We start from the raw sequence: 14,304 nt of genomic DNA on the forward strand, positions 1-14,304 counted from the left end.
GAATCTAACCGAATGGTGAGGTGTGGTATGTATTACAGGAGAATCAGGGATTTAAGGACAGACCATGATTTACGGCAGATAGATGTAGCTGAATATTTAGGATGCCATGAAGGTGTGTACAGAAGATACGAAAATGGTTCACGGGAGATACCGCTATGGGCATTGATGAAACTCGCAGAGTGCTATGATGTCAGTGTTGATTATATATTGGGTATTACAGATAACAGGAGAAAATATGGTGAATAGAAGGCTATGGGATGGAAATAAGTCATGTACCATAGCCTTTTGCTATGCAAGCCACCCTGTAAATACAGCTTCGCTTTAGCACTTTTACAATTCTAAGGTTACGACAAAGTGGAGCTGTATCATTCCAAAAAAGAATGGCTCATGATATAAAATTCTTCTTGTGCAGGCGTGTGTTTCCGTTCTTTCGGGGGCAGGGTACTATCATAAGCGTTTGCGTGTTCCGGCAGCACTTCCATCACCGGACTGTCCCTATAATACCACTTCCGGCCATCCAGCGCCCCTGCTTTAAGTTCTTTTACCAACATAGCCGCCGGGAACTTACCGCCTTCTACGCATACATTGTGCTTTTTACAGCTTACAAATCCACTGGATACATAATTAGACGGCGATCCAAAAATAACTACTGTGTCATATCCCATAGACATTGCCTGTTCAAAGGAATGCTGGATCAGCAGCTTTCCATAACCTTTGCGTTGATATCCAGGTTCTATACAAAGCGGGCCAAAAGTCAGGATATTTTTTATATTTCCATCGCTATCTGTCAATGTCGCCTTTGTGTACATAATATTTCCAATAACCTTATCATCAAGTTCTAAGACAAAATCCAGTTCATGGATGAAATCTTTATGTGACCGCATAGTATGGACAAGGTAATGTTCCACGCATCCAGGTATATACAAATTATAAAATGCATTTCGTGTTATGCTTTCTACGATTTTATAGTCCCTTGGCTCTTCATTGCGAATATTCAGCATTTTTAGTTCCTCCGTATACTAAATAACTTTTACACAAACTGGAATTTTATTGTTTATCATTTTTCTTCATTCTTACTTTGCCTGTTACTTTCTCTACCACTAGTTTGAAAACTTTTGTATGAGGAATTACTGATTTGTTAAACGGAAAATCCTCTTGATGATAATGCTTCATCAAAATACATAAAGCATCATATTTTTCATCATCAGAAAGCATTTTAATGTATCCTTGTCCTATAACGCTTTTATACTCCATTGTACAACTCCCACGTTCAGTTTCTGTTACCAATTTATGCTCACAATCCATTTCAAAACTGGCTCTATTATCCTTTTCGATTAAATCAAATTTTGTTCCCTCCATAGCTCCATGAAAATACAACTCAATTTTATCTTCTTTTATACATATCCCAAAATTGAGTGGTAATATATACGGATAGCCATTATTGTTTAAAGCAATTCGGCACACATCACATTTTTCCATGATAGCTACAATATCTTCAAATTCCTTAACTTCTCTATCTGAACGACGCATTTTTACCTCCCATTTGAAAATCACAAATCCCGATTTATCTCGCTTGTTTGCTCTCACACAAGGCTAGGAAGCTGTCGTTGCTTATTCGACCTAATAAAGGGGATAAATCGGTATCTTCCGCAATTTTTTCTTTGTGATACAGGCAAAGCTTCTGCAAAGTCTCCTGTGTAAAATAATCTAAAAGATAAAAGATTTCTTCAAATTGAGTTATTGTATCCATATATTTTTCGGCCAATCTGTTAATTAAAGGACTATTCATATACGAACTGTAAACAACAATATCCTCATAACAATTTATCAACGGGGAATTACCCTCCTGTAATTGCAGAATTTGTTCCTCTGACACCGTTTCTGATTTGTCCTTTTCTTTGGCCTGCAACAGTTCATCTATAGAAATATCAAAAAGCGCTGCCAACTTTCCAATATTATCAAGGTCAGGAAATCCGTTTCCACACTCCCACTTGCTCACCGCCTTTTCTGTGATATACAGCCTGTCGGCGAGTTCGGTCTGCGTCATATGCCTTTCCCTTCGTAGCTTTGCTATGTGTTCACCAAGTTTTTTGGATTCCATTTGAACCTGCCTCCTTTCACGTCTATTTTATATTGGCAGCCCAAATTATTCAACCTACTTGTCGTAGATGTTGTGGTGCGAAATACTACGAAACGTGGGATGGAATTTAGCATTCAGAATCATTTTCCAATGTATCCAAACGAATTCCTGCCTCATCAATGTCATTCAATATATCCTCTATCCTATTTTCCAAATCATCAACTCTGCTTTCTGCACCTTCAATATCTGATATCACGCCTCCAACAGGACAGCTATTCAATGTGATATTGCAATTATCACCAAGTTTGATATCTCCCAAGGAACACTTAGTAAGTACTATCTCTTTACATTGATCAATACATAAATGTTCAAATAGTTTTTCGAGTTTTTCTATTCTTTCCTCCAGACTTTTAATATATTCCTCTCTATCAATTTTCATAATATTTTTTCTCCTTTCAGCATTTATCCGAACTGCAAATTCCGATTGTTCTTTATATTCTAGCACATCTAAATGCCTTTTTCATTCAATATTTCAGCTCATTTACAAGAAAATGAAAAAGTTTTCAAATCTGCTTGTATTTTACCCTTTCCAGTCTGCGATTAGTGAAAGGGTAACATTTCTGAAAATTTCAATCTATCACAATTCAAAGAGTTTCCCTTTCACCGTACCTTGAAAATTTCATATCCTGCCCAGATTGATACCCGGTATTGAGTGTGCATCCTTAGCGTACCTTGCCGGAGAAAACGCTCCAGGAGAGAAGCCGGGGCAGGGAACGGGTCTGGGAGGAACACAGGAAAACGCTCAATATGAAATATAACCAGTCCGGGCAACCGGGCTGGATAACAGCAGATGCCATGCAGGGAAGTCTTTTGCACCGGTGCGTTTATGTGCCAGGGCAGAGGGCTTTCCTGTATTGATGTGCTGTTATCGGCTGGCAGTGCAAATAAAACGAAGGGAGACAGATATATGGGAACGTAGAAAAGGAAGTAAGCGGAAAATACAGGATAATGGCAGTTATGGAACTGCACAACGAAGAAAGCGAGGGACAAAATATATTGAAAGGAAACGTAAAAAGGATTGTATCTGGCCTGCTGTCGGCGGTCACGGTCTTGTCAGCCTTCTTACAGCCGGCGGGAGTTCATGCGGCAGAGCTGGAACCTGCAGCTTACGAAGCAGAGTATCCGGCTTTGGAGAAGGTGAAGGAAAAACTGACTACGGATGAAATTGTAGATGTGGGAGATTATACCGTAGAGCTTGACAGCAGTTTTGACGTGGAACATGATTTCTCCGGCATAGAGTTCTCGTCGGATAAGGTAAAAGTCACATTCCATGAGGCAAAGAATAACGATGGGAAAAAGTTTGACATCGGGAAGGCAGGGACTTACAAAGCAGTTTATTTTGTAGAGCCTGTTAGTAAGAATCCGTCCTACCTTGTAAGCCGTAACATCATTGTAAAGGAAAAAGCGTCTGCCCCATCTTCGGGAAAGCAGGCGGCAGATAAAGAAGAAAGTGGGAACAGCCATTCTGACGGCTCGGAAGGAAACATAGAAGATGGGGAGGGAGATTTGCCGGGACAGGCGGCAGGTACTGAAGAAATCCCAGAAGAATCCATGACGGAAGCCGAGATGGAGGCGGTCATAGAGGGCATGGAACAGGCAGAAGATACCAGGAAGGATGCGGAAATGATTGCAGAGGAAGAAGGCATCCTCCTGTTTGCGGAGAACCGGCAGATGGCAAGGGCATCCGGCTCCGCAACGATGGTAAAAGGCAGGAAGATTTATTATCCCGGAAACCTGGGGAACTATTCCACCTGTTATTTTACGGTAAACGGCAAGATTGCATACTGTCTGGAATCGGCAAAGGGTTCCCCGGATACTGGGAGCTACGCCGCTAAAATCATAGACGGGAATCCGAACCTGCAGAAAGCGCTTGTCGTTCCCACAGGGAGCGCTACACAGGATATCGGGAGTTATTATGAGGAAGAAAGCGGCAATTCCGTGAGCCTTTCCGTGGACTGGCTGGAACGTGCAAGAGTGAAAGTGGTGAAGGTGGATTCCATTGCCAACGCAAAACTTTCCGGAGCCGTATTCGGCGTTTACCGTGATAAGGACTGTACCGATCTGATTACCCGGATGCCTGTAACGGACAGTAACGGTGCATCGGAAGTAGAAATTGTCATGACGCAGGATACCGTGTATCTGAAAGAGATCACAGCCCCTGTGGGATACCGTTATAATGCGACTGCTTACCGTGTGGCGCTGAAAGCGAACCAGACGATTTCCACGACTGTGCCGGATGTGGAGCAGCTTGGGAACCTAACCATTTACAAAGAGGGGGAAGTCCTGAAAGGCGCTTCACCGAATGAGGATGGTACGGTATTCCAGTATGAAAGCCGCAGGCAGAAAGGCGCTGTATTCAATGTATATGCAGTAAAAGATATTACCACGCCTTACGGTTCTGTTGTCTACAAAGCCGGGGAGCTGGTAGCGGAAAACCTTACGACCGGGGACAATGGCTCTGTGACGCTTAAAAATCTGCATCTTGGAACATACCGGGTAAAAGAAATGCAGGCTCCGAAGAATTTCTACAACAAAGGGGAAACAAAAGACGTGGCGGTCACTTATGCCGGGCAGATGGCAGAAGCGGCATTTTCTGACACTACATTCTTAAATGACAGGCAGAAGGCGGAAGTGTGTGTGGTAAAGAAAGATAAAGATACGGCAAACGGATTAGCAGGGGGAATTTTCGGGCTGTATGCTTCAGAAAATATCACCAATGCAGATGGGAATGTTGTTGTATCCAGAGGGACGCTGCTTGACAAGGCAACGACAGACAATGACGGCAATGCGGTATTTTCCGCAGACCTTCCGATTGGATTCGGGTATGAGGTGAAGGAGATCCAGGCTCCGGAAGGATATGTCAGGAATACGGAAGATATATATTCTTTCCGGTTCAGCTATACCAATGATACGGAGGCGAAAGTGACTTTCTCACATATCTTTGCCAATGAGCGTGTCAATGCCACGATCCGTCTGCAGAAGAAGGATAAGGAAACCAATAAAAATATCCCGCAAGGGGACGCAACGCTGGAACATGCCGTTTATGGCTTATATGCAAGGAATGATATTTTACATCCGGATAAAAAGACAGGTATCCTTTATAAAGCCGGGGAACAGGTGGGGACGCTGACCACGGATAAAGAGGGAAGGGCGGAGATTACAGATTTATACCTTGGGGAGTATTTTGTAAAAGAGATCACGCCGCCCACGAGTTATCTGGCGGATGAAGCGGAGTATAACCTGGCCTGCAGCTATGAGGGAGATTTGGTGGCTACGGTAGAACGTGACTGCACATCCCCGGAACAGGTGAAAAAGCAGCCGTTCCAGATTATCAAGGCGGCAGACAATGGGAAAACCGATGCAGATTTATTATCCGGCGCAGGGTTTACAGCATGGCTGGTATCTTCCCTGGATAAGAAGGGGAATGGCGGCTATGATTTTGATTCTGCTGAACCTGTGGTAATCGGGGAGAATGGGGCAACGGAAATCTTCACCGATGAAAGAGGGTATGCCTGCAGTATCCCGCTCCCGTTCGGGACGTACATTGTGAGGGAGACAACTACGCCGCATAATTATACGCCGGTCAAGGATTTTCTTGTGCGTATCACGGAGCATAAGCCGAACACACCGCAGGTATGGCGGGTGCTTTTGGACGATGAATTTGAAGCGAAGCTGAAAATCGTAAAGCAGGACGATGAAACGAAAAAGGCTGTGCTTGCGGAAAATACAGAGTTCAAGGTATACGACCTGGACAATGAAAAATATGTGGAGCAGGTAACGACTTATCCGACCGTGGTAACGCATAAGTCCTATTTTACAGACAGCGAGGGTTATCTGATCCTGCCGCAGAACCTGAAAATCGGGCATTACCGCATTGAGGAAGTAAACGCTCCGTCCGGATACACATTAAATGAGAATTATTATGAAGTATCCGTGGATTCCGATACGCTGTACCAGATGGACGATGTGTCGGGGGATGTTATCATTGATGTTGTCTATGAAAACCATCCGGTAAAGGGCGAGCTTCATATCGTGAAAAAGGGCGAAGTGCTGAACCAGTATGATGATAAGGATTTCCGATATGAAACGGAGAACCTGGAGGGAGCAGAGTTCAAAGTCTATGCGGCAGAAGATATTTACACCGCTGATTTTCAGAAAGATAAAAACGGGAACCGTATCTTAGAGTATGCTTCCGGCGCACTGGTGGATACGCTGGTGACAGATAAAGATGGGAAAACATTTATCGGCAACCTCCCCCTTGGCACATACCGGGTAGAGGAAATAAAAGCCGCGGAAGGGTTTGTGCTGAATGGAGAGGCGCAGACGATTACTTTTGCTTATGCAGACCAGAATACGCCAATCATCGAGCAGACAGCCACATTTGAAAATGACCGCCAAAAAGTGAAGATTGCGGTGGTGAAGAAAGACGCGAAGAATGGAGCTGTGGTCGCGGGCGCAGTCTTTGGACTGTATGCGAAGGCTGATATTTTGGCACATGGGAAAGTAATCGTTAAAGCGGATACGCTGCTTGGGGAAGCCATGACCGGGGAAGATGGACGGGCAGTCTTTGACTTGGATCTGCCTTTCGGGGAATATTACATCCGGGAGGAGCAGGCTCCTGCAGGCTATGTATCTTCCGATGAAACCATTGAAGTATCTGCAGCTTATCAAGGGCAGGATGTGAAGGTAGCGGAATACGTCTCTGAATTTGAGAATGAGCCGACAACCGTTTCCATTAAAAAGACAGACCTTGCAACAGGCGTGGAACTTTCTGGTGCGACGCTGACTGTCCTTGATAAAGAGGGGAACACCGTAGACACATGGAAATCCGTCAAAGGCAAGGAACATATCATAGAACGGCTGACAGTAGGGGAAACCTATACGCTCCGGGAGGAATTAGCGCCTTATGGATATTTAAAGGCAGAGGAAATCACGTTTACCGTGGAAGATACGACTGAAATCCAAAAGGCGGAGATGAAGGACGATGTGCCGACAGGTACGCTCCTGATCAACAAAGAAGGGGAGTTTTTAGAGGATGTGTCGTTGCTGGACAGCATTGGCGGCTGGATCACGCATCTGTTTGAGTATGTCACCGGCTCACTGAAAGACGTTACCTTTGAGGTATATGCTTTAAAGGATATAAAAGCGGCAGATGGGGAGAGTGACGATTACTACAAAAAAGATGAGCTGGTGGACACCATCACCACAGACGATACCGGAATTGCGAAACTGGAAAATCTCCCTCTTGGGAAATACTATGTGAAGGAGAAAGAAACGGCAGAGGGCTATGTCCTGGATGGAGAGATCCGGGAGATTGACCTAACTTACCGCGACCAGGATGCCGCAGTTGTTACCTTCTCTACAGACTGGCAGAATAACCGCCAGAAAGCGGAAGTGAATGTAATGAAAACCGAGAAGGACTCTGACCGTGCGGTGGAAGGGACGGTATTTGCCCTTTGTGCGAAAGAGGACATTACCAATAAAGACGGCGAAGTGATCATGGAAGCGGATACGGTGATTGAGGAAAAAGCCACAGATAAAGACGGTAAGCTGTCATTTGCGGCTGACCTTCCGATAGGATTCCCCTATTATGTGAAGGAAACCGCCCCGGCTCCGGGATTCACCAGTGAGGGAGAGGTACAGGAATTTGACTTTACCTATGAAACTGCGAAACAAAAAAGCCTTTCCTATGTGCTTGCCTTTGAAAATGTGCCTACGGTATTCGAGTTTACCAAAACATCCCTTACGGATGGCAAAGAGGTAGAGGGCGCGAAGCTTCAGGTGACGGATGAAGAAGGAAATGTCGTGGATGAATGGGTTTCCGGCAAGGAACCGCACATCATCAAGGAATTAGTGGTCGGTAAGAAATATACCATGACAGAGACACAGCCTGCAGACGGATATGTGACTGCAGAAAGCATTGAGTTTACCGTGGAGAATACGGGAGAAGTGCAGAAGGTGGAAATGAAGGATGATGTGACAAAGGTGGAGATTTCCAAAACGGATATCGCTGGGAAGGAGCTGCCGGGAGCGAAACTTTCCATCATGGATAAAGAAGGGAAAATAGTGGAAAGCTGGACTTCCGAAAATAAGCCGCATTATATGGAAATGCTGCCGATTGGGGAATACACGCTTCATGAAGAAAGTGCGCCGGACGGTTATCTGGTAGCAGGGGATGTGAAATTTGAAGTAAAAGATACCGGGGAGATTCAGAAGGTTGCGATGAAGGATGAAGCAAAGCCGGATGAGCCGGAACAGCCGAAGGAAACGTCGAAGCCGGAAACACCATCTGCCGGAACGCCGAAAACAGGGGATGACAGGCCGTTTTGGTTATGGATTGCTTTAGCCGGGATTGCAGTCTGCGGCATTGGAGGTTCCATTTTTATATTCTGCAGAAAAAGGAAGGAGGACTGACAGCGCCTGGAGAAATCCGGGTGGCTGACTATTGTAACAAAATAATAAGATAACAAGGCATGGCAGGCGCTTACGGAAAGAATCTGTAAGCGTTTTTTCATGCCTGTATATATGGGGAACTGCTGATTTTAGATTTTGCATGGAAATATATTGATAGGAACCTGTGCATGGCAGTTCCCCATATGGAAAGGGGTGAAGCAAAATGAAAGGGATTCTTGCCGTTGCAGGAATATTTGCGGCGGCCACGCTGTACTCATGTATCCGGGCAGGGGCGCAGGAGGACAGGCGTATGGAGGAAATGAAACGGAGAGGGGAATGGGATGCAGGCAGGAAGGGCAGACAGCCGGAACCGGGCGAAGGATAACAGGGAATATGCGGCGGAAAAGCCGGGTGACTGTAAGCACTGCTATTTCTGGAAAGGGAAACGGAAAGGATGCAGCCAGAAGGAATGTTATTACCTTCTTCCAGAGGATATTGCAACATCAGAAACTGTGACAGGAGAAGTATTTCATCAGAAGTCAGATGAGAATCGTACCGGCAACTGTCAAGGATGTCCATATGGCAGACATTCCCCGTGCATCGGATACTGTATGAAGAAGATTTTGCGGGAGATGAGGGAGAAAAAACAATCCGCAGGAAAGGAGGGAGAACGCCTTGCAGGACGAGGTAAATGAGAAAACCGTATCACTGTGCGTCAATGGCGGCAAGATTTCCGCACGGATTCTGAAAGCCGCCATGCTGAAAGCATTGGCAAAGATGGAGCAGGAGAAGCGGAACGGAAAGCAGAAACAGGCAGAGAAAAAAGTAATACAGAAGTCACAGGAGGGCGGCGCTGTCTGTCACGGGAAGCAGAGCATGGAGAAGCTGATGAAACAGGGCTGCCAGCTTTCTAACATTGAAGTGACGAACGGCAATATCAAATCTTTTGAGAAATGCGCCCGGAAATACAGTATTGATTTCAGCCTGAAAAAAGATATGTCCATCTCCCCGCCCCGCTATTATGTATTCTTCAAGGCGAAAGACGTGGATGTTATGACGGCAGCATTTAAGGAATACACCGGGAAGTCACTGGCAAAAAGCAAAAAGCCGTCAATCCGGAAGAAACTGGAGCAGGCAAAGGAGCGGACGTCGAAGCACAGGGAACTGGAAAAGACAAAACAGAAGGAACGGGGGCCAGAGCATTGAGTGGGAAACGGAAAAAAAGACCTGCAGCAGAGAAAAAGTCCGTGCCATTGTCCGGGAAATTAAAAAGCATGATCCGGGAGAAAATGCCGCCTGTAGATACGAAACGTCTGGTAATGCTGAATATCCCCTATGGAATTGTGTTTTATCTGGTGGATAAATTAGCATGGCTGTACCGCCATTGCATAGGGGATTCCTTGATGGATAAGGCGATGGCGCTGTTCTTAAATTTCCAACTGGCATTTGAAAATCCATTTCCGAGTATCCACGGGATTGACCTGCTGGCCGGAGCAGCCGGGGCGGTGGCAGTGAAGCTCATGGTATATCTGAAAGGCAAAAATGCGAAGAAGTACCGGCAGGGAGTGGAGTACGGATCTGCAAGATGGGGAACGCCGAAAGACATTGCCCCATACATAGACCCGGTATTTGAGAATAATATCCTCCTGACGCAGACGGAACGCCTTACCATGAACAGTAGGCCGAAGCAGCCAAAGTATGCCAGGAATAAAAATGTCATTATTATCGGTGGGAGTGGGAGCGGCAAGACACGGTTCTATGTCAAACCGCAGCTCATGCAGATGACACCAAACGTCAGCTACTGTGTCACTGATCCGAACGTGTTACTCTCCCAAGGACAGAGAATATTCCAGCCTTAAGAAAGCGAGGTACAGACTATGAGGACACAGGAAAAAGCAGGAAAAATCACCGCGTTATACGAGCGTTTAAGCCGGGATGACGAACTCCAAGGGGAAAGCAACAGCATTACGAACCAGAAACAGCTACTTGAAAATTATGCTACCAAAAACGGATATTCCCATATCCGGCATTTTACCGATGACGGGGTGAGCGGCACCACATTTGAGCGTGAGGGGTTCAAAGCCATGATTGAAAAGGTTGAAGCCGGGAAGGTCGGGGTAGTCATAGTCAAGGATATGAGCCGCTTCGGTCGGGATTACCTGAAAGTGGGATTTTACACAGAGGTCATGTTCAAAGAAAAAGGAGTGCGTTTTATCGCAATCAATAATGGCATAGACAGTGAAAACCAGCAGGACAGCGATTTCACACCCTTTTTAAATATCATGAAGAACATAAGCTGTTTGGGAAAGGTGTTCTGCTGAATCACTCTTTTTCGACAAAGCGATGCGGTTCAATCGCAAACCGTTTTCATAGAATGTTGTCAGGTGTATGCCCGGACTGCGGATGCAGCCGGGTCTTTTTTTTCCATTATACCACACCAACAAAGCGGTAAAAGATTTTAATGTCCTGTTGACGCTGGCCGTCTATGACAGAGCGTTCTCCGATCTCGATGTGGTCAATCAGTTCCTCAACGATTTCCCGGTCAAGCTCCTGCACATCCAGATAGCGGCGGATGATGCCTGCCCATTGCCGGATATTTTCAACCTCCTGCCGGTCTTTTTGCTCCTCTGCCAGAAGAACCTCCAAACGCTCTGCCTTTTGGAGACGTTCCTGTTCGCTTTTCTGAATCAGGACGGCAAAGGTATCGTTATTGATTATGCCGCTGACCTTATCTTCATAAAGTTTAGCGGTCATGTGTTCCAGTTCTCCGATACGCCGCCGCAACCGGCTGATTTCCAGTCTGGAATCCTCCTGTCTGGCTGCGCTTTCGGAAAGTATCTGCTGTCTCAGCTTGTCCAGCACGGCATTTTCATCCTGTGCCACCGCCCGGCTGTGCGCCCGGATTTCATTCAGCACCAGCGTTTTCAGCGAGATTTCATAAATCCGGTGCCAGGAACAGGCGCTGCGTCCGGTGGTGACAAAGTGGGAGCAGATATAGGAAACATATCGCTTGGATGTCCCGTTTTTTCTGCGCTGGGTCTCACGGGTGGCTACCAGAGGATGCCCGCAATCGGCACAGACCAGCTTGCCGGTGAACAGGGCAGGCAGAGGGGCGGCACGGTTTGCTGCCTGCTGTTTGACTGCCCGGTTCTTTTCCTGAACCGTCTCCCACAGTTTCCGGTCAACGATTGCTTCGTGGGCATCCTCGTGGCAAATCCATTCCGTTTCCGGCTTCTGTATCATGGTCTTATCCTTGTAGGAACGGGAGCCGGTGCGGTTCTGTGTGACTATGCCGAGATAAACGGTGTCATTCAGGATGTTTTTCACTGTGGCATAGGTCCACAGTTTGGAGTATTTGCAGCTTCCTTTTTTCCCGTAGTGCAGTTCCCAATGCCAGCGGGGAGAAAGGATGCTTTTCTCGTTCAGCGCCGCCGCAATCTTGCCGTAGGCCATGCCGGAGCAGCGCATCCGGTAGATTTCCCGTACTACCGTGGCAGCTTCTTCATCCACCACCAGCCGGTGTTTGTCCTCGTCGCTCTTGCGGTATCCGTAAGGAGCATAGGCGGTCAGGTATTGGCCGCTTTTCTTTTTGGCGTACAGCACCGATTTGATTTTCCCCGACAGGTCTTTCAGATGGTAGTCGTTCATCAAACTGCGGAAGTGCAGCATATCGGTGTTGTCACCTTCGCTGTCCAGACAGTCCAGCACAGACACAAACCGGCAGCCCAGGGACGGGAAAATCACATCCGTATAGCGGCCTACCTCCACAAAGTCACGCCCCAGGCGGGACAGGTCTTTGACCAGAATCAGGTTAATCAGGCCGTGGCGGGCATCCTCCAGCATTTCCAAAAATCCGGGCCGCTGAAAATTTCCGCCGCTGTACCCATCGTCCCGATAGGTCTTGACCTCGATCCAGCCGTTGAGCATGACAAATTTGGAGAGGATTTCGTACTGGTTTTCAATACTGGCGGATTCATCGCCGGGGATATAATTCTTTGCCTTTGCGGAATTGGAGGCATCGTCCACGCTCAGGCGGCAGTAAATGCCGACCTTATATTGCTTCTTCAAGTGGCTGCCTCCTTTCTTCCTGCGCCAGCGCCGCGTCCACATTGCCCACATAACGGTAGTAAACACGGAGGTCACAAACCCGCTGTCCACCCACTTTTTTGGTTTCTCCAACCTCAATGCGGTCCACCAGTTCAAAGAGGATGGACTCATCCAGCTCCGTAATCTCTGTGTATTGGCGGATAATGTTCAGCCAGCGGTTCGCATCCGTGCGGTTTTCCAGATAGCTTTTGACCTTGCGCTCCAGTTCCGGGATTGCTTCGGACTTTTCCGCCCGTTCCGCTTCATATTTGTGCATTAAGGTCTGAAAAACGGTCTGCGGAATAGTCCCGGCACATTTGTCCTCATAGAGATTCTGCATCAGCCGTTCCAGCTCGGAAAGCCGCGCTGTATATGTTTTCAGCTCCTGTTCACAGGAGGAAAGGCGGCTTTTGGCTTCCTTATCCTTTAGGCGGATAATCTGCTGAACCAGCTGTTCCGGGTCATATTCCGCAAAACGGGCCTTTTCCCGAATGTCCTCCAACACCAGCTGGGTCAGCACATTCTCATAGATGGTGTGAATGGTGCAGGCCCCCTTGCCACTGCGGGAATAGTTGCCGCAAATAAAGGAGCTGTACCGCCCCGGCGTTCCGTCTTTATAGGTGAACCGCTCCACATGATTCCGCATTTTGAAGCCGCAGTCCGCACAGTACACAAGGCCGGTGAAGATACTCTTATAACCGTCAGCGGCAGAAGATTTCCGCACCTTCTTTTTGTCAATGCTGGCTACGGTATCCCACAGCTCCCGTGAGATAATCGGTTCGTGGGTCCCTTCTACACGAATCCATTCTTCCTCCGGCTTACCCACGAGTTTGCGTGACTTATACGACAGGGTTCCGGTCTTTCCCTGAACCATATTGCCAATATAAACCTCGCTGCGAACGATGTTTTTCACCGTTTGGTCTGCCCATTTGTGATTGACCCGGCGCGGATCGCTCTGTCCCTTGCGCTGGTAGTACAGCACACCGGGGGACGGGATGCCTTCCTCGTTCAGCATAACGGCAATGGCGTGAAACCCTGTTCCGGCTGCCCGCATCTCAAAAATGCGGCGCACAACCGGGGCGATGTCCTCGTCAATCACCAGATGGTGCTTATCTGCCGGGTCCCGCTTGTAGCCATAGGCAGGGTAGGTTCCCATAAATTTGCCGCTTTCCGCACAGGCTTTTTTGACCGCCTTGACCTTCTTGCTGGTGTCGCGGCTATAAAATTCGTTAAATAAGTTCAAAAAGCACATGACATCGGTGCTGCCATTGGTGCTTTCCGTGTCAATGCCGTTGTTCAGAGCGATAAACCGACAGCCCAGGGACGGAAACAGGTAGTCTGTGTACTGTCCAAATTCAATGTAGTTACGGCCAAAACGGGACAGGTCCTTGACCAGAATCACATTGATCCGCTTGGCCTTGGCGTCCTCAATCAGCCGCTTGACCCCGGGACGGTCAAAATTCGTACCTGAATATCCATCGTCGATATAGGTATCAATTTCATTCCAGCCCCGCTGCCGCACATAGTTCTGAAGCAGCAGCTTCTGGTTCTCGATACTGACGGATTCGCCGTCGCGTTCATCGTCGTTACTCAAACGGCAGTAAATGCCGACGTTGTATGTTTTTGTGGTCATCTTTATTTTCCCTCCCGATCATCCAGATTCCATACCTCGTGCGGCGTGATGG

11 protein-coding genes and 2 pseudogenes are annotated in these 14,304 nt (G+C 47.2%); 7 read left to right on the forward strand and 6 right to left on the reverse strand.

Annotated elements, in window-relative coordinates; translation table 11 throughout:
- Nucleotides 1-27 precede the first annotated feature (27 nt).
- A complete protein-coding gene (locus AC6I3O_RS04160) occupies nt 28-246 on the forward strand; it encodes a helix-turn-helix domain-containing protein (RefSeq protein ID WP_497849859.1) in 219 nt (72 codons plus the stop codon).
- 119 nt (nt 247-365) lie between these two features.
- Here the strand turns inward: AC6I3O_RS04160 and AC6I3O_RS04165 are convergent, their stop codons facing one another.
- From AC6I3O_RS04165 to AC6I3O_RS04180, 4 genes are all read right to left on the reverse strand, one after another.
- Entirely contained in the window at nt 366-1,001 is a 636-nt protein-coding gene (locus tag AC6I3O_RS04165; RefSeq protein WP_497849860.1) for a GNAT family N-acetyltransferase, read from the reverse strand.
- A gap of 46 nt (nt 1,002-1,047) precedes the next feature.
- Nucleotides 1,048-1,530 carry a pyridoxamine 5'-phosphate oxidase family protein gene (locus tag AC6I3O_RS04170; RefSeq protein ID WP_497849861.1) on the reverse strand — a complete coding sequence of 161 codons (483 nt, stop codon included), beginning with the start codon at nt 1,528-1,530 and terminating at the stop codon, nt 1,048-1,050.
- 34 nt (nt 1,531-1,564) lie between these two features.
- Entirely contained in the window at nt 1,565-2,101 is a 537-nt protein-coding gene (locus AC6I3O_RS04175; RefSeq protein WP_497849862.1) for a helix-turn-helix domain-containing protein, read from the reverse strand.
- Between the two features lie 106 nt (nt 2,102-2,207).
- Nucleotides 2,208-2,519, reverse strand: coding sequence for a hypothetical protein (locus AC6I3O_RS04180; RefSeq protein WP_497849863.1), 312 nt, complete (start codon nt 2,517-2,519; stop codon nt 2,208-2,210).
- Between the two features lie 578 nt (nt 2,520-3,097).
- Between AC6I3O_RS04180 and AC6I3O_RS04185 the strand changes: the two genes are divergently transcribed.
- The 6 genes and pseudogenes from AC6I3O_RS04185 to AC6I3O_RS04210 all read left to right on the forward strand — a co-directional run.
- Complete coding sequence (locus AC6I3O_RS04185; protein WP_497849864.1) at nt 3,098-8,554, forward strand: SpaA isopeptide-forming pilin-related protein; 5,457 nt, start codon at nt 3,098-3,100, stop codon at nt 8,552-8,554.
- A gap of 202 nt (nt 8,555-8,756) precedes the next feature.
- Nucleotides 8,757-8,918, forward strand: coding sequence for a hypothetical protein (locus AC6I3O_RS04190; RefSeq protein ID WP_497849865.1), 162 nt, complete (start codon nt 8,757-8,759; stop codon nt 8,916-8,918).
- Complete coding sequence (locus tag AC6I3O_RS04195; protein ID WP_497849866.1) at nt 8,875-9,228, forward strand: hypothetical protein; 354 nt, start codon at nt 8,875-8,877, stop codon at nt 9,226-9,228. The genes AC6I3O_RS04190 and AC6I3O_RS04195 overlap by 44 nt, the downstream gene beginning before the upstream one ends.
- On the forward strand, nt 9,209-9,739 hold the full coding sequence (locus tag AC6I3O_RS04200) for a PcfB family protein (protein WP_300815856.1): 531 nt from the start codon (nt 9,209-9,211) through the stop codon (nt 9,737-9,739). The genes AC6I3O_RS04195 and AC6I3O_RS04200 overlap by 20 nt, the downstream gene beginning before the upstream one ends.
- A gap of 68 nt (nt 9,740-9,807) precedes the next feature.
- Nucleotides 9,808-10,350, forward strand: a pseudogene (locus AC6I3O_RS04205) (VirD4-like conjugal transfer protein, CD1115 family); the annotation flags it as partial.
- Between the two features lie 60 nt (nt 10,351-10,410).
- Nucleotides 10,411-10,818, forward strand: a pseudogene (locus tag AC6I3O_RS04210) (recombinase family protein); the annotation flags it as partial.
- A gap of 142 nt (nt 10,819-10,960) precedes the next feature.
- Here the strand turns inward: AC6I3O_RS04210 and AC6I3O_RS04215 are convergent.
- Together AC6I3O_RS04215 and AC6I3O_RS04220 are read right to left on the reverse strand one after the other, a co-directional pair.
- Nucleotides 10,961-12,601 carry a recombinase family protein gene (locus tag AC6I3O_RS04215; RefSeq protein ID WP_300815857.1) on the reverse strand — a complete coding sequence of 547 codons (1,641 nt, stop codon included), beginning with the start codon at nt 12,599-12,601 and terminating at the stop codon, nt 10,961-10,963.
- On the reverse strand, nt 12,585-14,252 hold the full coding sequence (locus tag AC6I3O_RS04220; protein WP_497849867.1) for a recombinase family protein: 1,668 nt from the start codon (nt 14,250-14,252) through the stop codon (nt 12,585-12,587). The genes AC6I3O_RS04215 and AC6I3O_RS04220 overlap by 17 nt, the downstream gene beginning before the upstream one ends.
- Between the last annotated feature and the right edge of the window lie 52 nt (nt 14,253-14,304).

It is taken from the genome of Sporofaciens sp. St.21A7 (genome assembly GCF_059728535.1).